At 72.6% G+C, this 20098-nt stretch carries 13 protein-coding genes and 1 pseudogene; 10 read left to right on the forward strand and 4 right to left on the reverse strand.

Annotated elements, in window-relative coordinates:
* Nucleotides 1-44 precede the first annotated feature (44 nt).
* From ACIO6U_RS17490 to ACIO6U_RS17500, 3 genes are all read right to left on the reverse strand, one after another.
* Nucleotides 45-1859, reverse strand: coding sequence for an amino acid permease (locus tag ACIO6U_RS17490; protein WP_391162888.1), 1815 nt, complete (start codon nucleotides 1857-1859; stop codon nucleotides 45-47).
* Nucleotides 1860-2045: 186 nt separating this feature from the next.
* On the reverse strand, nucleotides 2046-3017 hold the full coding sequence (locus tag ACIO6U_RS17495) for an aldo/keto reductase (protein WP_391051217.1): 972 nt from the start codon (nucleotides 3015-3017) through the stop codon (nucleotides 2046-2048).
* A 179-nt stretch (nucleotides 3018-3196) separates the two neighbouring features.
* Nucleotides 3197-4618, reverse strand: a complete 1422-nt coding sequence (locus ACIO6U_RS17500; protein WP_401719897.1) for a ricin-type beta-trefoil lectin domain protein — start codon at nucleotides 4616-4618, stop codon at nucleotides 3197-3199.
* Nucleotides 4619-5055: 437 nt separating this feature from the next.
* On the opposite strand from ACIO6U_RS17500, the gene ACIO6U_RS17505 reads away from it, so the two are divergent.
* The 7 genes from ACIO6U_RS17505 to ACIO6U_RS17535 all read left to right on the forward strand — a co-directional run bounded on the left by ACIO6U_RS17505 (nucleotide 5056) and on the right by ACIO6U_RS17535 (nucleotide 13818).
* The gene (locus ACIO6U_RS17505; protein WP_188285763.1) at nucleotides 5056-5355 is read left to right on the forward strand and encodes a WXG100 family type VII secretion target; all 300 of its coding nucleotides are present in this window, start codon (nucleotides 5056-5058) and stop codon (nucleotides 5353-5355) included.
* A 78-nt stretch (nucleotides 5356-5433) separates the two neighbouring features.
* Nucleotides 5434-9855 (forward strand): FtsK/SpoIIIE domain-containing protein, encoded by a 4422-nt coding sequence (locus ACIO6U_RS17510; protein ID WP_401719900.1) that lies wholly within the window; start codon nucleotides 5434-5436, stop codon nucleotides 9853-9855.
* Nucleotides 9855-10133, forward strand: a complete 279-nt coding sequence (locus ACIO6U_RS17515) for a hypothetical protein (protein WP_355335544.1) — start codon at nucleotides 9855-9857, stop codon at nucleotides 10131-10133. Before ACIO6U_RS17510 ends, ACIO6U_RS17515 begins: the two co-directional genes overlap by 1 nt.
* 134 nt (nucleotides 10134-10267) lie before the next feature.
* Nucleotides 10268-11698 (forward strand): hypothetical protein, encoded by a 1431-nt coding sequence (locus ACIO6U_RS17520; protein ID WP_401719903.1) that lies wholly within the window; start codon nucleotides 10268-10270, stop codon nucleotides 11696-11698.
* 14 nt (nucleotides 11699-11712) lie between these two features.
* Nucleotides 11713-12441 (forward strand): hypothetical protein, encoded by a 729-nt coding sequence (locus tag ACIO6U_RS17525; protein WP_401719906.1) that lies wholly within the window; start codon nucleotides 11713-11715, stop codon nucleotides 12439-12441.
* The gene (locus tag ACIO6U_RS17530) at nucleotides 12438-13163 is read left to right on the forward strand and encodes a hypothetical protein (RefSeq protein ID WP_401307989.1); all 726 of its coding nucleotides are present in this window, start codon (nucleotides 12438-12440) and stop codon (nucleotides 13161-13163) included. The genes ACIO6U_RS17525 and ACIO6U_RS17530 overlap by 4 nt, the downstream gene beginning before the upstream one ends.
* 46 nt (nucleotides 13164-13209) lie before the next feature.
* Entirely contained in the window at nucleotides 13210-13818 is a 609-nt protein-coding gene (locus ACIO6U_RS17535) for a response regulator transcription factor (RefSeq protein ID WP_401719910.1), read from the forward strand.
* A 40-nt stretch (nucleotides 13819-13858) separates the two neighbouring features.
* Here ACIO6U_RS17535 and ACIO6U_RS17540 read toward each other — a convergent pair.
* Nucleotides 13859-16693, reverse strand: a pseudogene (locus ACIO6U_RS17540) (BTAD domain-containing putative transcriptional regulator); the annotation flags it as partial.
* A gap of 217 nt (nucleotides 16694-16910) precedes the next feature.
* On the opposite strand from ACIO6U_RS17540, the gene ACIO6U_RS17545 reads away from it, so the two are divergent.
* Genes ACIO6U_RS17545 through ACIO6U_RS17555 form a run of 3 tightly spaced genes read left to right on the forward strand, consistent with a single transcriptional unit; the run spans nucleotide 16911 to nucleotide 20060 of the window.
* Nucleotides 16911-18197 carry an ROK family protein gene (locus tag ACIO6U_RS17545; protein ID WP_401719913.1) on the forward strand — a complete coding sequence of 429 codons (1287 nt, stop codon included), beginning with the start codon at nucleotides 16911-16913 and terminating at the stop codon, nucleotides 18195-18197.
* On the forward strand, nucleotides 18194-19150 hold the full coding sequence (locus ACIO6U_RS17550; protein ID WP_401719916.1) for a carbohydrate ABC transporter permease: 957 nt from the start codon (nucleotides 18194-18196) through the stop codon (nucleotides 19148-19150). Before ACIO6U_RS17545 ends, ACIO6U_RS17550 begins: the two co-directional genes overlap by 4 nt.
* Complete coding sequence (locus ACIO6U_RS17555; RefSeq protein WP_355335528.1) at nucleotides 19143-20060, forward strand: carbohydrate ABC transporter permease; 918 nt, start codon at nucleotides 19143-19145, stop codon at nucleotides 20058-20060. Before ACIO6U_RS17550 ends, ACIO6U_RS17555 begins: the two co-directional genes overlap by 8 nt.
* Nucleotides 20061-20098 lie beyond the last annotated feature (38 nt).

Consider the following 20098-nt stretch of genomic DNA (forward strand, 5'->3'; position numbering starts at 1 on the left):
CTGCGATGCCCTCGCAACAGCCCCGGCTGGGCGACAGGGGCCGCTCACAGGCTCAGCCGGTACGGAATCGTGCACACCACGACGTCGGTACGGGCTCTGAGCGCGGAGGCCAGCAGCAGGCCCCGCTGATTCTGGAGGATCTGGTAGCGCCGGTGGCGCGGCACCACCTCGGGGATGAGGACGGAGACGTGCTGCCCCTTGGCCACCTCGCGCTCGACGTAGGAGACGATCGGCTGCACCAGCGAACGGTGCGGGCTCTCCACGATGTCCAGCCGTACGCCCGGATTCCAGCGGTCCCAACTCTCCCGCAGGGCGCGGGCCTTGTCGGGGTCGCCCTGCACGGCGACGGCGACGACGGCGGTGCCGAGGTTGAGGGCCGCCGTCAGCGCCTGCTGGGTGAGCCTGCTGACCTCGCCGACCGGCACGATCACCAGGGACACGGTGCGCCGGACCGGCGGCGGGACCTCACCGAGCCCCAACTCCTTCCCGACCTCGGTGTAGTAGCGCTGGATACGGGCGAACAGCAGCATCAGCAGCGGCACGGTGACCACCACCACCCAGGCCCCGGCGAGGAATTTGTCGGCGAGCAGGACGGCGGCGGCGATCGCCGTCAGCACCGCGCCGAAGCCGTTGAGCGTCGCGCGCTGGCGCCAGCCGCGGGGACGCTCCCCGCGCCAGTGCCGTACGAGGCCGATCTGGCTGATGGTGAAGCCGATGAACACGCCGATCGCGAACAGCGGCAGCATGCGGTGGGTGTCGGCGTCCACGGCGATCAGCAGCAGCGCGGCGAGCAGCGCGAGGGCGCCCACGCCCCAGCGGTACACCGGGCGCTCCGTGCGCAGACCGAACAGGTGGGGCAGCCGGTGGTCGCGGGCCAGCAGGCTCATCAGGACCGGCAGCCCGCCGAAGCTGGTGTTGGCGGCCAGCGCCAGTGCCAGGGTGACGACGAGATTCGTCGCGTCGTACGGCCAGCCGGTCCCGAAGGAGCCCGCGGTGAGCTGCGCCAGGACGGTCACGTCGCCGCGCGGCGCCACATGGTCGCGGCGGATCAGCACCGCGAGCCCGACCAGCATCAGCGCGAGCAGGCCGCCCAGCATCAGCTCGGTGCGCTGCGCCCGCCTGACCCGCGGGTCGCGGAAGGCGGGCACCCCGTTGGCGATGGCCTCCACGCCGGTCAGCGAGGAGCAGCCGGCCGAGAACGCCTTCAGGAGCAGCAGCAGCCCCAACGACTCGGTGATGTGCACGGGTTGGGGAGTGCCGACGACGGCCACAGGGTGCGAGCGCACCAGGCCGAAGACGATGATCCCGAGGACGCTCGCGATGAACAGCGCCGTCGGCAGCATCAGCACCCGGGCGCTCTCGGCCACGCCCCGCAGATTCACGGCCGTGAGCACGGCGAGCCCGAGCAGACACACCGGCAGCAGATGCGGCGCGAGGGAGGGGTAGGAGGAGGCGAGGCTCGCGGCGCCCGCGGCGAGGCTGACGGCGACGGTGAGCACGTAGTCGACGACGAGGCTCGCGGCGGCGAGCAGACTGATGCCCTGCCCCAGGTCCTTCTTCGCCACCGCGTACGCGCCACCGCCGTCCGGGTGCACGGCGATGACCTGCCCGTACGAGACCACCAGCACCGCGAGCAGCCCGGCGATCACCAGCGTCACCGGCAGTGTCGCGCTGAGCGCCCCGGAACCGGCGGCGATCAGGACCAGCACGATCGCCTCGGGGCCGTACGCGACCGAGCTGAGCGCGTCCAGCGATAGTGCCGCCAGCCCTTCGATGCTGGTCAGGTGCTGCTTGTCCCCCTCGCCCGGCCGCAGGGGGACTCTCGGCCGCAGTTCGCGGCGGGCCAGACCGAAGGTCATCGGTACCTCGGGGTGCAGGGGACGACACGCGGGGACGCGTCATGCCCAGTCTGACGGACCGTCACCGGAGGACGGCTGAGGCGCGGCCGTGGACCCCCGCCCGGCCGTGGACCCCAGCGCGGCCGTCGCACCCCGGCCGGGTGTCGCTCGCTCCCGTGCGGCCCGTCAGTCGTGCGGCGGCGGGGGTCAGCGCTCCATCATGCGCATCTGGGCCTCGTTGTGGGTGTCTCCCGCGGCCGGGGGGAGGCTGCTGAGCCTGTCGAGCTGTTCCGCGCTGAGCCGGACGGCGTCGGCGGCGGAATTCTCCTCGACGCGGGTGACACGCCGGGTGCCGGGGATGGGCGCGATGTCGTCGCCCTGGGCCAGCAGCCAGGCAAGCGCGACCTGCGCCGGGGTGGCGTCGATCTCGGCGCCGACGGCGGCGACCTCGTCGGCCAGCCGCAGATTGTGCTGGAAGTTCTCCTTCGTGAACCGGGGGTTGTTGGCCCGGAAGTCGTCGGCGTCGAACTGGTCGGTGGAGCGGATCGCGCCGGTCAGGAAGCCGCGCCCGAGGGGTGAGAAGGGCACGAAGCCGATGTTCAGCTCGCGCAGCACCGGCAGCACGCGCGCCTCGGGGTCGCGGGTGAACAGGGAGTACTCCGACTGGACGGCCGTGACCGGGTGGACGGCGTGGGCGCGGCGGATGGTCTCCGGGCCGGCCTCGGACAGGCCGATGTGCCGGATCTTGCCCTCGGCGACCAGCTCGGCGAGCGCCCCGACGGTGTCCTCGATCGGCGTGCCGGGGTCGACCCGGTGCTGGTAGTACAGGTCGATGCGGTCGGTGCCCAGCCGGGTCAGCGAGCCCTCGACGGCGGCGCGGATGTTCGCGGGAGTGCTGTCCGCGCCCTGGCGGCCGGTGTGCGAGATCAGCCCGAACTTCGTGGCCAGCACGACCTCGTCGCGGCGGCCCCTCAGCGCGCGGCCGACGAGCGTTTCGTTGGTGTAGGGGCCGTAGACCTCGGCGGTGTCGATGAACGTGACGCCCAGTTCCAGGGCGCGGTGCAGTGTACGGACCGACTCCGTGTCGTCGGTTCCCGCGCCGGTGTAGGCGTGGGACATGCCCATCGCGCCCAGGCCGATCCGGGCAACGTCCAGGTCACGCAGGGTGATGTGCTTCATCGCTTCTTCTCTCCTGGCGGACGGCGGCGATCTTGTCCTGTCCGGCCAAGCCTGCCTCTTCCCGCCCGCCGACGACAGGCCGGGACAGGCGGAGGGCCGACAGCGGGGGTGTGACAGGGCCCCTGCCCGCCGTCCGGCCATCGCGGCGGCCGGGCGGCGGAGAGGGGCCGAGGTTCGGGTCAGGGCCGTTTGAAGGCTTCGGGGCCGCCCGCGCCGCAGGGGGCCAGACGGACGCCGGTGCCGTTGTCGACCTCGCTCAGGCACAGGGCCGCGTGAGCGGAGTAGACGGTGCTGCCGCGCAGCGAGAACTTCTGCGCGACGTTGCCGCTGCAATTCGCGACCTGGACGACCGTGCCGGGGGTGGTCCCGCCCCAGGCGGCGTCCATGCACAGGTCGTTGGCGCGGATGGTCCCGTCGGGGCTGATGTGCCACCGCTGGACGAGGCTGTCGTCGCACGCCGCGAGCGCCAGCGGGGTGCCGTCCGTACCCGCGCCCGCGGTGAGGCACTTGCCGGTCGCCGCGTTCTTCAGCGGAGCCCCCGGCGGCTTCGGCGCGTTGGCCGCCGACGCCGGTCCTGAGGCCGGCGCGGACGCGGGCGGTGCGGACGCGGGCGGCGCCGAGCCCGGCGCGGCACCGGACGGCGAGGCCGCCGACGGCGACGGACCGGCCGTGGTCGGCGCGGGCGCCGTCGTGGTGTCGGAGGCGTGCGCGACGGTGGTCGAGGGCGAGGAGGAGCCGTGCAGCGCGAGCCCGAGCCCGATCCCCGCGAGGCAGAGCACGGCGACCGACGCGACGACGACCCGGCCCCGGGTGACGACGGGTTTGGTCCGCGGGCCGGGCTCGGCGGGCCTCCCGGCCGTGCGGCCGACGGGAATGTCGTCGCCTTCCTGGAGCGGGGGCAACTCCGCGTCCGGGTCGAGCCGGTGCGCGACCCGCTCGTCCAGCAGCCCGGTGTCCACGACGCCGGCCGAGTCGATGGTGAAGCGCCAGCGGGGCTGATCGGTGCGGCCGGCGACGACGACCGTCCACCGGCCGTCCGGGTCGTCGGCCAGCCGCTGGAAGCGTTCGCGGTCCCGGCCGCCGGGCGAGCCGCCCAGCAGCAGCACCCCGCCCGCCTCGTCCTCCAGCGCCGCGTCGGTGTCGGCCGGGTCCTGCGGCTCGGCCGGCGCCCCCGCGCCGGGGACCGGTTTGAAGCCGACGCGGACCACGCGCACCTCGCGGGACCAGGGGCTGGCGGCCAGTTCGCGGGCCCAGTCGTGGGCCAGGGCCCGCGCCTGCCGGGCGTCGCCCTCCAGACCGATGAGCCCGCCGACCTCGCCGAGGTTGAGCAGCACGAAGCCCTTGCCGGTGTTGCCGAGCGGGACCAGCCGCGGATACGGCTCCGGCAGCGACTCCGCCACGCTCGCGCTCTGGAGCCAGCGCAACTGGGCGTGCCAGGTCCGCCCGTCCTGGTCCGCGGTCCACCCGGCCGGTGGCCGCTGGTCGGGCGTCCTGAGGTGGAACCAGACGGTCTCGGGCCCGACGACCACCACATGGGCCACCGGAACGGCGCGGTTCTCGCGGTCGCAGGCGGTGGCCAGGACGCGGATGACCCGGTCCACGGTCCACAGACCGTGATCGGCACGCGGCGCCGAACCCGGTCGCTGCCCGGACCTTCGCGACCGGCGCAGCCGGGCGCTCCAGTCGGTGCGGCGAGGAAGGCGATCGGCGGATCGGGACGGGGGTGTCACCTGTGTCTCCTTCACTCACGTCTTCACTCGCGTCCGCCCACGCCGTCAGCACGTTCACTCACGTCGTCACAGGGACGGTCGCGCCGCGCCCGCGGTGTGCCGCGCACGCTGTGTCCTGTGAACGGTGGTAGCCCGCCACGGGGGTGTCAACGCCGGGCGCGGGGCGGCGGCGCCCCCTTGGGCCCAGGGGCCCAAGGTCGCCCGCGAGCCCTGGACCAGGCATCGGAGCCGTTCCTAGCATCGACCGCGTCCGGGCCCGGCGTGCCGCCGCGTACCGGCAAGCCCGGCAACGTCAGAAGGGACGCACGATGACGAATCTGAACATCACGTATCAGGAGATGTCGGACAGCGCGAGCAAGATGCGCAACAACAAGGCCGACATCGACCAGAAGCTCACCGAGTGCAAGAACATCGTCGACAACCTCACCGGCTCGGGGTTCGTCACCGACCAGGCGTCCGGCAGGTTCGACGAGGTGCACACCGAATTCGTCACGTCGGCCAACCAGGCCATGGAGACGCTGGACCAGTTGTCGCAGTGGCTCGACAAGGCCGTGGACGCGATGCAGGACATGGACACCCAGCTCGCCAGCTCGCTCAACCAGAAGTAAGCGGGCCGCGGCCGGTCCACCGGCGCCGCCCGCACCCCGCGCCGGGCGTGCGGGCGTCCGATCCACGAGGGGGGAACCATGCCCATGATGATCACCATCGCCCGATCCCCCGACTGGTCGGCCGACGTCGCGGTGGACGCCGATCCCACCACCCCGCTCCGCGATGTCGTCAAGAATCTGCTGGACAGTCTCGACGGGTCGCGGCCCCCGGCGCTCGGTGGCCCGGCGGAGGCGGCGGTCTACCTCGCCGACCAGCCGCTCGACCTCTCGCTGCCCCTGGCCGGCAGCGGCATCCACGACGGCACCGTGCTCTGGCTCGACCGGCCGGGGCCGGTGGAGACCCCGCCCGTCGGCCTGGTGACCGTCCGGGCCGTCGCGGGCGCGGGCGCGGGACGGATCTGGTTCCTCGGCGCGGGCGAGTACCGCGTCGGATCGGGCGCCGACTGCCAGGTCGACGTGGGCGGCGGGCCGCCGGTGGCCGCCGTCGTCCGGATCTCCCTCGACGCCTCGGTACGGGTGCGCGCCGTCGGGCACTCCGCGCTGCTCGACCGCGTCGCCCTGCCCGACCACGACGTGACCTGGCCGGAGACGGCCCAACTCCTGGTCGGGGAGACCTTCCTGGAGGCGCACCCCCTGCTGCGCCCCGACGCCGTCGTCGAGCCCTCGCCCGACGGCGAGTACCTCGACTACAACCGCCCTCCCCGGCTGCTTCCCCCCGTGCAGCACACCGTGTTCCGGCTGCCGTCCCAGCCCAGGCCGCCCTCCCTGAACGCGCTGCCGTGGCTGACCGCGGCCCTGCCCGCCGTCCTCGGCAGCCTCATCGCGGTGATGTTCCACAACCCGATGTTCCTGATGATGGCGGCGATGTCGCCGGTCATGATGCTCGGGAGCTGGTTCACCGGACGGCGGCAGGGCCGGATCAGCCACCGCCGCCAAGTGGCCGAGTACGGAGCCCAGTTGGAGGCGACCGAGGCCGAGATCGCGACGGCGCTCGAACAGGAGCGCCGCGACCGCCGCGCCGCGAGCCCCGACCCCGCCGAGCTGCTCGTCATCGCCACCGGCCCGCGGTCGCGGCTCTGGGAACGCCGCCGCACCGACCCCGACCACCTGCTGGTCAGGGTGGGCATCGCCGACCTGCCCACGGCCATCGCCGTCGAGCAGGGCGACGGCACGCGGCGCGGCCGGGACCTGCGGGCGGCCCCCGACGTACCGGCCGCCTTCTCCATCGCGGAGGCCGGAGTCGTCGGCGTCGTGGGACCCGAGGGCTGGCCGCGGCACATGGCGCGCTGGCTGACCGGACAGCTCGCCGTCCTCCAGAGCCCCCGCGACGTGCAGTTGTACATCCTGACCGACCCGGCGGGCGAGTCCCTGTGGGAGTGGGCCGCCTGGCTGCCGCACTCCCGGCCGCTGCTGGGCCAGCAGGCCCTGTCCCTGATGGGCGCCGACGCCGAGACCCTCGGCCGCCGGGTCGCGGAACTGAGCGAACTCATCCACGTACGCCAGCAGGCCCGGCTCAACGCCGGGGTCGGCGCCGCGTTCGCGGATCCCGACGTCGTCGTGCTGATGGACGGCGCCCGGCGGCTGCGGGCGCTGCCCGGAGTGGTGGCGATCCTCCAGGAAGGCCCCGCGGTCGGCGTCTACAGCATCTGCGTGGACGCCGACGAGCGGACACTGCCCGAGGAGTGCGCGACCGTCGTCATCGGCGGCGGCTCGCGGCCGGCCACCCTGCGCAGACAGCGCGCCGCGCAGGTCGACGGCATCGTCTCCGACGAGGTCCCGGAGAGCTGGTACGCCTCGGCCGGACGCAGACTGGCGCCGCTGCGCGACGTCAGCGAGAACCAGGGCGACGCCGCCCTGCCCGCCTCCGCGCGGCTGCTGGAGATCCTGGGCCTCGAAGAGCCGACCCCCGCGGCGATCGCCGCCCGCTGGCGTTCCTCCGGCCGTGGCACCAAGGCCGTCGTCGGCTACTCGCTCAACGGGCCGTTCGCCCTGGACCTGGTCAACCACGGCCCGCACGGACTCGTGGCGGGCACCACGGGCTCGGGCAAGTCCGAGTTCCTGCAGAGCCTGGTGGCCTCGCTGGCCGTCGCCAACCGCCCGGACGCCATGACCTTCGTCCTGGTCGACTACAAGGGCGGCGCCGCGTTCAAGGACTGCGTCGACCTGCCCCACACCGTCGGCCTGGTGACCGACCTCGACCCGCACCTCGTCGAGCGGGCCCTGACCTCGCTGAGCGCCGAACTCACCCACCGCGAGCACCAGTTGGCGGCGGCGGGCGCCAAGGACTTGGAGGACTACCTCGATTACGCGGGCCGCAGGCCGGAACTGCCCCCCATTCCCCGACTGGTCATCGTCATCGACGAGTTCGCCTCGATGGCGCGTGAACTGCCCGACTTCGTCACCGGCCTGGTCAACATCGCCCAGCGCGGGCGCTCTCTCGGCATCCACCTGATCCTGGCGACGCAGCGCCCGTCCGGCGTGGTGTCGGCGGAGATCCGCGCCAACACCAACCTGCGGGTCGCCCTGCGGGTGACCGACGCGGGGGAGAGCACCGACGTCATCGACGCCCGGGAGGCCGCGGCCATCACGACGGCCACGCCCGGACGGGCGTACGCGCGGCTCGGGCACAGCTCGCTGATCCCGTTCCAGACCGGCCGGGTCGGGGGCCGCCGTCCCATGGCCGACAGGACCGCCGCGACGGCCGCGCCCTTCCTGCGCCCGGTCTCCTGGCTCGACCTCGGCCTGCCCGCGCCCCAGCGTCCGCGCACCGTCGCCGAGACCGACGAGGTGACCGACCTGTCGGTCCTGGTGTCGGCCATCGGCCAGGCCAACGCCATGCTGGGCATCGCCGCGCAGCGCCGCCCGTGGCTGCCGCCGCTGCCGCTGTCCGCGGTGGTCGACCTGACGGCCGACCCGGTCCGCGGCTCCCGGCAGGACCCGTCCTTCTCGTGGGCCATCCAGGACCTGCCGATGCGGCAGCGCCAGGAGACGGTGACGGTGGACCTGGCCACCTTCGGCCACCTGCACATCGTCGGCGCGCCCCGCTCGGGCCGCTCCATGGCGCTGCGCACCTTCGCCGCCGCGGCGGCCAGCCAGTCCACCGTCGCCGACCTGCACCTGTACGGGCTCGACTGCGGCAACGGCGCCCTGCTGCCGCTCACCCGGCTGCCGCACTGCGGCGCGGTGGTGCAGCGCTCGGAGACCGACCGCGCCGCCCGGCTGCTCAGGCGGCTGCACGCCGAGGTGCAGAACCGTCAACGACTCCTCGGCGAGGGCGGGTTCGCCGATGTGACCGAGCAGCGCGCGGCCCGGCCCGAGGCCGAACGGCTGCCGCACATCGTGCTGCTGCTCGACCGCTGGGAGGGGTTCATGGGCACCCTCAGCGAGTACGACAGCGGGTCGCTGACCAATCTGATCCAGACCCTGCACCGGGAAGGCGCGAGCGCCGGGGTGCACCTGGTCATCGCGGGCGACCACATGCTGCTGAGCGGCCGGATGAGTTCGCTGTGCGACGACAAGCTGGTGCTGCGGCTCTCCGACCGCAGCGACATGGGCCTGGCGGGGCTGAACTCGCGGAAGATCCCGGAGAATCTGCCGCCGGGCCGCGGCTACCGTGCGCCCAGCGCGATCGAGACCCAGGTCGGGCTGGTGGCGGACGACCCGGCGGGCCCCGCGCAGGCCGCCGCCGTGCACGCGCTGGCGGCCCGGCTCACCGAGCGCGAGGCGGGAGTCCCCAAATCGGCCCGCCCCAACCGGATCGCGGTGCTGCCCACCCAGCTCTCCTTCGACCAGGCGTGGGAGATGGTGGAGGAGACGCCGAAGCCCATGTGGGCGCTGGTGGGCGTCGCGGGCGACGACCTGGAGCCCGTCGGCGCCGACCTGATGGGCGATCAGCCGACCTTCCTGGTCGCGGGACCGTCCAGGTCGGGGCGGAGCACCGCGCTGACCGTCATGACCGAGTCGCTGCTGCGCGGCGGCGTCGAGATCGTCATCGGCGCACCCATGAACTCACCGCTGCGGGCCTTCGAGGGCAGGACCGGGGTGCGCGGTGTCATCACCGCGGACGCCCCCACCGAGCAGCAGTTCTCCGATCTGCTGAACCCCGGTGACGGGCCCGTCGTCCTCGTGGTCGACGACGCCGAGACCTGGCGCGACCTGCCGTGCCGCGACTGGCTGAAGGCGTTCGTGAAGAAGGCGTCGGGAAGCAGGCGGGGCGTGGTCCTCGGCGGGGACGTCGCCTCGGTGGCGATGGGCTTCTCCGGCTGGCAGTCCGAGGTCAAGCGCAACCGGCGCGGCGTCCTGCTGTCGCCGCCCACCTTGAACGACGGCGACCTGGTGGGGGTGCGGCTGTCCCGCTCCCAGCTCGCCGCCAGGGTCGTACCGGGCGCCGCCCTGGTGCACCTGGGCAGCGGCAGCCTGCTGCCCGCCCAGATCCCGCTGCCGCCGGCCGCCGGCGAGCCCGCACGCGACAACTCCGCACACGACAACAGGGAGCAGTGATGGCGGACCTCGTGGTGAAGGACCTCCAGAGCCTCGCGAGCGACCTCAGCGAGCTGATCGGTCAGTTCGAGGGAGCGCTGGACTTCCAGAACGACGACAAGGGCCTGTGGGGTCAGCTCAACGCCAACCTGTCGATGGGCGACTTCGCCGACAACTGGACCGTGCACCGTGACGCGATGGTCAAGTCCATGAAGAGCCTGCGCGACAAGGTCAACAAGGTCGACGAGGCGTGGGCGCAGGCGGACCAGCAGTTGCTGGACTCGTTCGAGGACGGCTGAGCCGATGACTGGGTCCACGGCTGGTTCCACGGCGGGGCCCGCGACTGGGTCCATGGCCGGGCCCGCGGCCGGGCCCACGGCTGGGTTTACGGCTGAGCGCCAGGACGGCTGACGAGCGTCACAAGGAGAACCGCATGTCCATCAGAAACCTCGACTGGTCGCCACTGGACCGGCACTCGGACCCGATCCACACCGACCTCGACGTGGTGAGCGGCGCGCAGACGCGCTACCAGCACATCGCCGACACCATCGACGACGCGATCACCAAGCTCCAGCGGATCGTCGACACCGACAGCGACAGCCTGGCGGGCCAGTACGTGGAGGGCCTGAGGTCCGAGGCGACCAGCGTCAAGGACAGCCTCACCAAGGCCGCGGTGCGCTACCACGACGTCGCCGCGGAGATCAAGAAGTACGAGCCCGACCTCGAACAGGGGCTGAACGAGACGGCCGCCGCGCGCACCGACGCCGAAGATGCCAAGAACGACCAGACCAAGGCGCACGCCATGCCCGACCCGCAGAAGCAGTCGGACGGCACCACCACCCCCGAGGAGCAGCAGAAGGGCTCCGACAAGGACAAGGCGACCGCCGACGCGGACGGGAAGCTGGCGGCGGCCAAGACGCGGCTGACCAACGCGATGGACGCGCTGAACGTCGCGGGCAAGCGCTTCGGCGACGCGGTCAACTGCAAGAAGTACGACGACGGCCTGACCGACTCCTGGAAGGACAAGCTCGACGCCGTCATGGCCAAGATCAGCCAGATCTTCGCCATCATCGGCATGATCCTCGGAGTCCTCGCGATCCTCATCCCCGGCGTGAACGCGCTGATCATCGCGGGAGTGGTGGCAGGCGCGATCACCCTGGTCGCCAACATCGTGCTGTACGCGCACGGCAAGGGCAGCCTGGTCGACGTGATCCTCGGGGCGGTCGGTCTCGGTCTCGCGGGCATCGGCGCCATCGCCTCGCTGGCCGCCAAGGGCCTGGCCAACGCGGCCAAGACGCTCGGCCAGCTGGCCGGCCGGCCCCGCCCGGTGACGACCAACCCCCCGCAACTGCACTGGGGTCCGGGCGCGCCGATCGAGCTGACCCCGATGGGGCCCGCGGCGGGCGCGGGCACCCGCACCGGGCCGAGCGTGATCGGCGGGGTGAACACCGTGCCCGGCGACTTCGTCATGCCGATCAACCCGGCCACCGGCTGGACGAACATGTCGGACTGGTTCAACAACCCCGCCACCAACTGGCTGTTGGGCAAATTCGGGGCCATCACCCCCGAACTGGGCTTCTGGGAGTCGGCGGGACTTCAGTTCAAGGGCGCCGGCGCGATGTGGGGAAAGCTGTTCACCGATCCGCTGAACTTCGCCAAGGACTGGGCAGGTGTCATCGGCGGTCTGAGCGGCTTCCGCGACCTGTCGGCCGTCATGGCGGCCATCGGCGGCAAGATCTCCCCGCTCTGGTACGTCTGGGGCGGCCTCAACGGCGCCTTCGGCATGGGCGGTCTGATCTACACCGGCGGACGCCTGGTCGGCTGGATTCCCGCGGTCAACCCGCCCGGTGTGGCCGCCTCATGACCAGGGGAGACGACATGAGCGACGACCTGGCCGCGCCGGACGGACTGCCCTGGCACTGGGAATGGGTGCCCGACGTCCGGCCGGACGACGAGGAGTACGCGGCCTGGACCGCGCACATCGTGGCGCTCTTCGCCGACTGGACGTCCGAGGGCCTGGACGCGGCGCGGCTGGCCTGGCCCGCCGAGGCGGGCGTCGAATTCCCCTTCACGTCCGACATGGTGGGGCAGGGCGCCGCCGCATGGCTGCTGCACCGGGCGGGCCAACTGCCCGCGTGGTCCCGGCTCGCCTGGGGCGCGGCGTTCGTGCAGGGCAGCGCGCGCTGGGCGCCGGTCCCGGTGGTGGTGGAATTCCGCCGCCCCCGGGAGGAGGACCCCAACTACCTGATGGAGGTCGTCGGCGCCTCCGGCCGCGACGGCGACGCACGACAGCCGACGATCGACTACGTGACGACCCCGATCGGTGACGGAGTGCAGGTCTTCGCCCTCGGACGGACCCCGGAGGGCGCGGCGTTCGGACGCGCCGAAGCCGCGATGCGCCTGGACGTGCCGCCGGTCGGCGGCGCCGCGAGCGTCAGCTCCGACGTCGTACTGACCACGGTCGTCTTCGAGATGGGGCTGATGGCGCTGATCAGCGCGGGCGTCGAGCAGTTGATGCAGCAGATCGCCCACGACTGCGCGCCCCCGGCCGACGGGGGCCCGGCCAGGCTCGGGTTCGCCACCACCACCGAGGGGAGCCAGCGGTGATCGACTTCGAACTCGTCCTGCCCGACGGCTGGGTGCAGATTCCGACCACGCCCGACACGACCGCGCTGCGCCGCAGGACCGTCGACGCGGTGATCCGCCACCATGTGCCGGACTCGCTGCCGCGCGACTCGGCGGGCCCGTGGCGGCGGATGCTGCGCAGGGAGCTGACGGAGGCGACGGAGGAGGCCGCGCGGCAGAACGCCCGCTCGGTGCTGCTCCCGCTCCAGGAGTTCAGCGGCGTCCGGCTGCCCGGATCGATGCTGGTGACGGTCCTGGAGAGCCAGGACGAGACCGAGGACCCGGAGAAGCTGCTGGCCTCCCTCCTCGCCGACGCCGGGGCCGACGGCACCTATCTGGAGATCGGCGGAGCCCCGGCGGTACGGGTCGCCTCGGTGGTGGACAGCAGCCGGGTCGGCCGCAAGGCGCCGTCCTGGCGGGTCTCGTACTACGTCTCGAACCCCGACGCGCCCGGCACCTGGGGGCTGCTGACCTTCACCGTGCTGACCGACGGCGACATCGACGCGGAACCCGTACAGGCCGTCGTGCTGCTCTTCGACATGATCGTCACGACTCTGCGCTGGGCGAACCGCGTCGACGTCCCCACCCAGGACGAGGTGCTGGCCCAACTGGCCGAGATGGACCGGCCCGCACCGGATCAGCAGCCGACCGGCTCGTCGGCCTCCGCGCGGAGCGAGCCGTCGGCCGACGCCTCCGGCGCGTGAACCGAACGCGAAGAAAGTATGAAGCGGCCCCGGCCACGCTGGTCGTATGACAGTCGTCGCCACTTCCGCGCCGATCAGCCCGACCCGGGTGCGGATCGCCATCGTGAGCCCGGACATCCTCGCCCAGATCCGCCAGGTCTTCGCCCGTAAGAACCTCGACGTGGAATTCCTGCGGATGCCCTACGTCGAGGTCGCCGTCGCCCCCGCCGCCGCGCCCGCGGTCCCGCGGGCCGAACAGGACCCGCGCCGGCTGTGCGCGGAGTACCGGCTGAGCGCGGTCGCGGTGGAGAGCCTGCCGCCCGCGGGGCAACCGGCCCTGGAGGTACGGCCGCACGCGCCCGCGGCCCCCGAGGACACCGCCCCCGAGGACACGGCCCCGGCCCTGTCCCGCCGTCAGCACGAAGTGATGGCCCTGGTCTCCCGAGGCGCGCGCAACGCCGAGATCGCCGCGCGCCTGCACGTGAGCGAGAAGACCGTGAAGAACCACATCAACCGGATCTTCAGGTCGCTGGGTGCCGAGAGCCGGGTCGAGGCGGTGCTGATCTGGCAGCGGGGACAGCGCGGACCGTGGGACGGTACCGACCGGCGCGCGGTCCTGGCTGCTCGGCCGGAGCTTCCTGCGGTCCCGCGTCCAGAGCGCGCAGGAACTCCGTGACGTCGCCGACCTCCTCCGCGCCCAGCTCCCTCAGGCGCGACAGCGCCCGGTCCGCGAGGGCGCGGGCGGAGTCCGGTTCCGCCCTGGCCCGCTTCACCTTGGCGAGACCGAACAGCGTCAGCGCCTCGTGGTAGTGGTCGCCGCTCGACTCGCACAGCGTCAACGCCTCCTGGAAGTACCGCAGCGCCTTCTCGTCGTGGGCGAGCCCGTACTCGGCGCCGCCCAGATTGATCAGGATGTTGGCCTCCAGCAGGACGTTCCCGCAGCGCCGTGACACCGCGAGGCCGAAGGTGCCGTACCAGAGCGAGTCCTCGAACTCGCCCAGCTCGGCGTGGAGTTCGCACAGCACGTCCAGGCAGCCCGCCTCGTAGTACTCGTGGCCGCTGTGGCGGGCCAGGTCCAGGGCCTGACTGGCGTAGGACAGCGCGGCCCGGTACTCCTTGGCCTCACGGAGCGTGGACGCCAGATTCCCCAGCAGGCTGGTGCGCAGGACGTCGTCGCCCAGGTCCTCCAACAGCCGCAGACCGCGCCGCTGTTCGTGCACCGCGGCCTCGTTGTCCCCCAACCGGGAGTAGGCCACGCCCAGATGGTTGAGCAGCACCGCCTGGGCCCGCCGGTCCTCGACCATCTCGGTGCTGCGCACCCCGAGCCGCAGCACCTCGACCCAGTCCTTGGTCTGCCCGGCCGCGTAGAAGTAGTCGAAGAGCAGATAGGCCAACTGCCACGCCTCGTCGTGGCAGCCGATGCGCTGCGCGGTGCGCAGGAGCGGGGAGATGTTGTCCCACTCCTGCACGCACCAGGTCACCAACTCCTTCTGGTCCGCGAAGCGCAGCGGCGCGTGCGGGGCCACCGGGTCGAGGGTGAAGGGGAGTTTGACCGCGTTGGACTTGTAGTCCTGTGTGAGGGTCCGCACATACCAGTGCAGCACCCTGCGCAGCGCCCCCTTGCGGGACTCGGCGCTCTCGCCGTCGCCGGAGACCTCCTCGGCGTAGATACGGGTCAGGTCGTGCATCCAGTAGCCGTTGCCGGTGGTCTCCATCAGGTGCTGCGCGGCGAGATTGCGCAGCGCGGCGGCGGCCACCGGCGCCGGGACGTCCAGCAGCGCGGTGGCCGCCTCCGCGCGGATGCTCACCCCGGGGAACAGCCCCAGCGTGCGGAAGGCGTGCGCCGCCCGCGCGTCCAGCCGGGCGTAGGACCAGGAGAGCACGCCGCGCACCGAGTACAACTCGTCGTCCGGGATCTGGAGCGCGTCGAGCCGGTACCGCACGTCCTCCAACTCGGCCGCCAGGTCGGCGATCCGTACCTGGGACGACCCGGAGGTCACCTGCTCCGAGGCGATCCGCAGGGCCAGCGGCAGGCGGTCGCACAGCTCGGCCAGCCGCCGGGCCGCGGGCAGTTCGGCGCCGACCCGCGCGTCCCCGATCGAGGTGCGCAGCATGCTCAGCGACTCGTCGGCGGTGAGCGGGGAGAGCGTCTCGCGGTGCGCCGAGTACCGCACCGCGAGGCCGCTGAGCCGGTTGCGGCTGGTCACGACGACGAAGGAGGGGCCGTCGCCCGGCAGCAGGTCCTCGACCTGGTCGGCCGACTCGGCGTTGTCCAGCACGATGAGCATGCGCTTGTCCCGGACGATGCTGCGCCACAGCGCGACCCGCTCCTCCTGGTCGGTCGGGACCGTCCCCGCGTGCGAGGAGGCGAGCAGGTGGTGCAAGGCGTCGGCGGGGGAGCGGGCCGGGCGCTTGGGGTCGAAGCCGCGCAGGTTCACATACAACTGGCCGTCCGGGTACGCGTCGGCCAGCAGGTGGGCGCACCGCACCGCCAGCGCGGTCTTGCCCACGCCCCCGACCCCGACGACCATCACGATCCGCGGCGGCGCGGCCTCGCCCCCGCCGTCGGGCGCGGCGTCCCGCGCCGCGTCCAGCACCCGGCGCACCGCGTCCTCCCGGCCGATGAAGTCGGCGACCTCGCGCGGCAGTTGAGCGGGGCGCACCGGGGCCGCGGTGGGAGCGGGGGCGGCGGGCGCGGTGTCCGCACCGGCGCTGTCGGCCAGCAACGACGCGTACAGCGCCCGCAGTTCGGCCGACGGGTCGATGCCCAGATCCTCGGCGAGGAGCTTGCGCAGATCGTGATAGCGGGCGAGCGCGTCGGCGGTCCTGCCGCTGCGGCTCAGGGCCGTGATCAGCAGGGCGCGCAGCCGCTCGTCGTAGGGATGGTCGGCCACGTGGAGCGCCAACCGGTCGGCCGCGGCCGCGGGTTGGGCCAGTTCCAGAAGCAGTTCGGCGTGCTCCACCACCAGCCGTAACCGAAGGTCGGCCGCCCAGGCGCGGTGCTCCGCGCCGAACGGTCCCGGCAGACCGCCGAGCGCCGTGCCCGAGCGCCACAGGGCCAGCGCCTCCTCGAAGACGGCTACCGCGGCGGCCGGTTCCCGCCCGGAGGCCAGGGACCTGGCCCGCGCCGCCAGCCGCTCGGCCACCGTGACGTCGAGGCCGTTGGGGTCGAGCAGCAGCGAGTAGCCCGCCGCCGAACTGGTCAGCGGCTCACCGAGACCGTCCAGCGCCCGGCGCAGACCGGACACGTAGGTGTGCAGGCTGCCGACGGCCGTGGTCGGGGGCGACTCGCCCCACACCCCGTCGATCAGACGGTCGCGCGAGACGACCGCGTTGCCGCTCAGCGCGAGGACGGCGAAGACCGCGCGCTGCTTCGGCGGGCCGAGAGCGAGTTCCCGTCCCGCCGCGTACGCGCGCAGCGGCCCGAGCGTCTCAACCCTCAGACGACCGTTGTCCATCACGGAACTCCCAGGAGGCGGTGCCCCGGCCCCGCACGGCACGCGCGCGGTTCCACGACTGCGATTCACGTCGTGGTTTCCTCCGCGTCGCATCGTCGCAACCGCACTATAGGCCGCGCCAACACCGTCCGACAGCCCGCACTCCGGCAGCACTGACGCCCCAGGCGTCCCACCGGGCGCGCCGGTGCGCGGGCCGCGGCGGACGCGCGCCCGGCGGTGGCCGAAACGTCATGGAAACCGGGGGTTGACGTGGTCGTGAGCCCGCTCTAACGTTCAGGCAGTTTATTTATCCAGTAAAGAAAGAGTGCGAATGAACGGGTCGTCGGGCGAGGATCTCACCAGCACCGCCGTGCTGGCACTGCTGGGCAGGGCAGGGCCGATGTCGCGGGCCGCGCTCGCGCGGGACCTCGGGATGAGTCCGGCGACGCTGACCCAGGTGACGCGGCGGCTGCTGACGCAAGGAGTGATCGAAGAGCTCGACCGGCAGGAGCCCTCCCGGGGCGGCCGTCGCGGTCGGCTGATCGGTCTGGTCGGCAGCGCCGGCCGGGCGCTGGGCGTCAAGGTGGCCGTCGACCACGTCGCGCTGGTCGACATGCGGCTGGACGGACGGGTCACCGAGACCATGACGGTCCCCTTCGACGCCACGGCGCTGGAGGCGGTGCCCGCGATCGCCGAACTCCTGCGTCCGTTCACCGAGTCCGCGCAGGGGGTGCCCCCGCTGCTGGGGATAGGAGTGGGCGTGCCGGGCACCGTCGACCGCCCGGACAGCGGGGTCGTGGACGCGGCGATGCTGAACTGGGAGAACGTGCCGCTCGGCACCATGCTCGGCGCCTCCTTGGGGCTCGCCGTCCTGGTGGAGAACGACGTCAACGCCCTGGGCAGCGGTGAGCGCCTGTACGGGCGGGGACGCAGTCTCAACGACTTCCTGGTGGTCACCATCGGCCGCGGCATCGGCCTGGCCGTCGTCGCGGGCGGCCATGTCTACCGGGGCGCCCACGGGGGCGCCGGAGACTTCGGCCACGTCCCGGTCGATCCGGACGGGCCGCCGTGCACCTGCGGGAATCGCGGCTGCCTGGAAGCCCTGATCAGCGATGACGTCCTGCTCCGTACGGCGCGCTCGGCCGGCATCCTCGGCGAGGGCGCCACGCCCGCCGACCTCGCGGACCTCGCGAACGGCTCGGACGGCGCCAACGGTGCGGACGGCTCGGACGGTGCGGACGGCGCCAACGACTCGGGCGGCGCCGATGACCGTACGGCGACGGCGCGTCGCATCCTGCGCGAGGCCGGACAGCTCCTGGGCCGCCAACTGGCGGGACTCGCCACGCTCCTGGACCCACAGGAGATCGTGGTCATGGGGGAGGGGACCCGCTCCTGGCCCTGGTGGGAACCGGGTGTCCGGGAGGCGTTCGAACGCCACGCCCCCCGCCGCGCCCGGGAACTGGCGATCACCGTCGAGCCGTACACGGACACCATCTGGGCGCAGGGCGCCGCCGCCCTGGTGCTCGCCGCGTCCCTGGACGGCGGCGTCGGCAGCGTCGATCCGCGCCGACGGATCCACGGGCTCGGCGGCGCGGCGGTCGAACGGAGCGCCAGATGACCATCGGCCCCCTTTCCGTACGCCCTGGCCGGGGACCGGTGTCCGCCCCGGCGTCCGTCCCGGCGGCCGCCGCCGCCCGACGGCGGAAGTGGCGCAACCGCGGCGCGGTGGTGTTCTTTCTGGCACCGAGCGCCGTCCCGCTGCTGCTGTTCACCTTCGCGCCGATGGTCTCCTCGCTGTGGATCAGCCTCCACTCCTGGGACCTGATCTCCCCGATGCGCTGGGTCGGATTCGCCAACTACCGCCACCTGCTGGGCGACGGCGACACCCGGGTCGCGTTCCTGCACACCGTGTACTTCATCGCCGGCTACCTCCCGCTGGTGTACGTGGGCGGCCTGGTCCTGGCGCTCGCCCTCAACCGCCGCATGCGGGGCCGCGGCGTCCTGCGGTCGGTCTACTTCCTGCCGGTCATCACCAGTTGGGTGATGGTCTCGCTGACCTGGAAGTGGATCCTCAGCCCCGACGGGGGACTGCTCAACCGGGTCCTGGGCGGCGTGGGCCTGCCCACCCCCGACTGGTGGGCCTCACCGACCTGGGCGCTGCCTTCGGTGATCCTCGCCTCGGCGTGGAAGGACCTCGGCTTCGTCATGGTCATCCTGCTGGCAGGGCTCCAGGCGATCCCGCGGGAGCTGTACGAAGCGGCCACCATCGACGGAGCGAACGCCTGGCAGCGGTTCCGGCGCATCACGCTTCCGCTGCTCTCGCCCTCCACCTACTTCGTCGTCCTCATCTCCCTGATCAACGGCTTCCAGGTGTTCGACCAGGTCTTCGTGATGACCGGCGGCGGCCCCGCCGGGTCCTCGCGCACCGTCGTCGAGGAGGTCTACGACCTGTCCTTCCGGTACGGGCAGGTCGGCGGCGGCTCGGCCCTGTCCTGGCTGCTCTTCGCCGTGATGATGGCCGTCACCGCGGTCATGACCCGAGTCCAGCGGCGGTGGGTGACCCATGCCTGAACTGACCACGACCCCCGCCCGACAGCCCGTGCCCGCGGCGGACCTCCCTCGCGTCCCGCCGTCCCGTACCGCGGACCGGGGCCCGCGCACGAGCACCCGCCGACGGCTGCGGGCCGCCGGCGTGACCGCCCTGGTCGTCCTCGGGGCGGCCGGAATGCTCTTCCCGTTCCTGTGGGTGCTGATCACCTCGCTGCAACCGCACGGCAGCGGGATCTCCGCCCCTTCCCTGATACCCGACACCGTCAGCGCGGACGGCTACCGCAGCCTCTTCCGCGCGATGCCCTTCACCCGGGTCGCCGTCAACAGCCTCTGCCTGGCCCTGGTCTCGACGGTCGTGCAGCTGATTACCAGCTCCATGGCCGCGTACGCCTTCTCCCGGCTGCGCTTCCGCGGCAGGGGCCTGGTCTTCGCCCTCTACCTCGCCACCATGATGATCCCGCTCCAGGTCCTGATCGTCCCGCTCTTCGCGGAGATGAAGGCCCTGAATCTGGTCGACACCTACTTCGCCCTGCTCGCCCCGACCCTCGCCTCGGGCTTCGGAGTCTTCCTGCTGCGCCAGGCCATGGACGCCGTACCCCGCGAACTGGACGAGGCGGCCCGGCTGGACGGCGCGGGACACCTGCGGATCTTCGGCTCTGTGGTGCTGCCGCTGGTACGCCCGTCGCTCGCGACCTTCTCCGTCTTCGCCTTCATGGCCAGCTGGAACAGCCTCCTGTGGCCGCTGGTCATCATCCGCTCGCCGGAGTTCAAGACCCTCCCGCTGGCACTGGCCGACCTCCAGGGCCAGTTCGGCACCCAGTGGAACGTGGTGATGGCCGGATCGGTCCTCAGCACCCTCCCGATCATGGCCATCTACCTCTTCGCCCAGAAGCACGTGGTCCAGAGCGTCGCCCAGTCGGGCCTGAAGTAGCCGGCCGCCCGAGCGGCCCCGCCCCCCGGCGCACCTCC

The organism is Streptomyces sp. NPDC087422 (assembly GCF_044744145.1).
Lineage (GTDB): Bacteria > Actinomycetota > Actinomycetes > Streptomycetales > Streptomycetaceae > Actinacidiphila.

Bases quoted from the DNA above. Each gene is read 5' to 3' on its own strand.
- ACIO6U_RS17515 (WP_355335544.1), top strand. From the start codon at position 9,855: ATGGCGGACCTCGTGGTGAAGGACCTCCAGAGCCTCGCGAGCGACCTC.
- ACIO6U_RS17505 (WP_188285763.1), top strand. From the start codon at position 5,056: ATGACGAATCTGAACATCACGTATCAGGAGATGTCGGACAGCGCGAGC.
- ACIO6U_RS17550 (WP_401719916.1), top strand. From the start codon at position 18,194: ATGACCATCGGCCCCCTTTCCGTACGCCCTGGCCGGGGACCGGTGTCC.
- ACIO6U_RS17520 (WP_401719903.1), top strand. From the start codon at position 10,268: ATGTCCATCAGAAACCTCGACTGGTCGCCACTGGACCGGCACTCGGAC.
- ACIO6U_RS17555 (WP_355335528.1), top strand. From the start codon at position 19,143: ATGCCTGAACTGACCACGACCCCCGCCCGACAGCCCGTGCCCGCGGCG.
- ACIO6U_RS17510 (WP_401719900.1), top strand. From the start codon at position 5,434: ATGCCCATGATGATCACCATCGCCCGATCCCCCGACTGGTCGGCCGAC.
- ACIO6U_RS17490 (WP_391162888.1), bottom strand. From the start codon at position 1,859: ATGACCTTCGGTCTGGCCCGCCGCGAACTGCGGCCGAGAGTCCCCCTG.
- ACIO6U_RS17525 (WP_401719906.1), top strand. From the start codon at position 11,713: ATGAGCGACGACCTGGCCGCGCCGGACGGACTGCCCTGGCACTGGGAA.
- ACIO6U_RS17535 (WP_401719910.1), top strand. From the start codon at position 13,210: ATGACAGTCGTCGCCACTTCCGCGCCGATCAGCCCGACCCGGGTGCGG.
- ACIO6U_RS17495 (WP_391051217.1), bottom strand. From the start codon at position 3,017: ATGAAGCACATCACCCTGCGTGACCTGGACGTTGCCCGGATCGGCCTG.
- ACIO6U_RS17545 (WP_401719913.1), top strand. From the start codon at position 16,911: ATGAACGGGTCGTCGGGCGAGGATCTCACCAGCACCGCCGTGCTGGCA.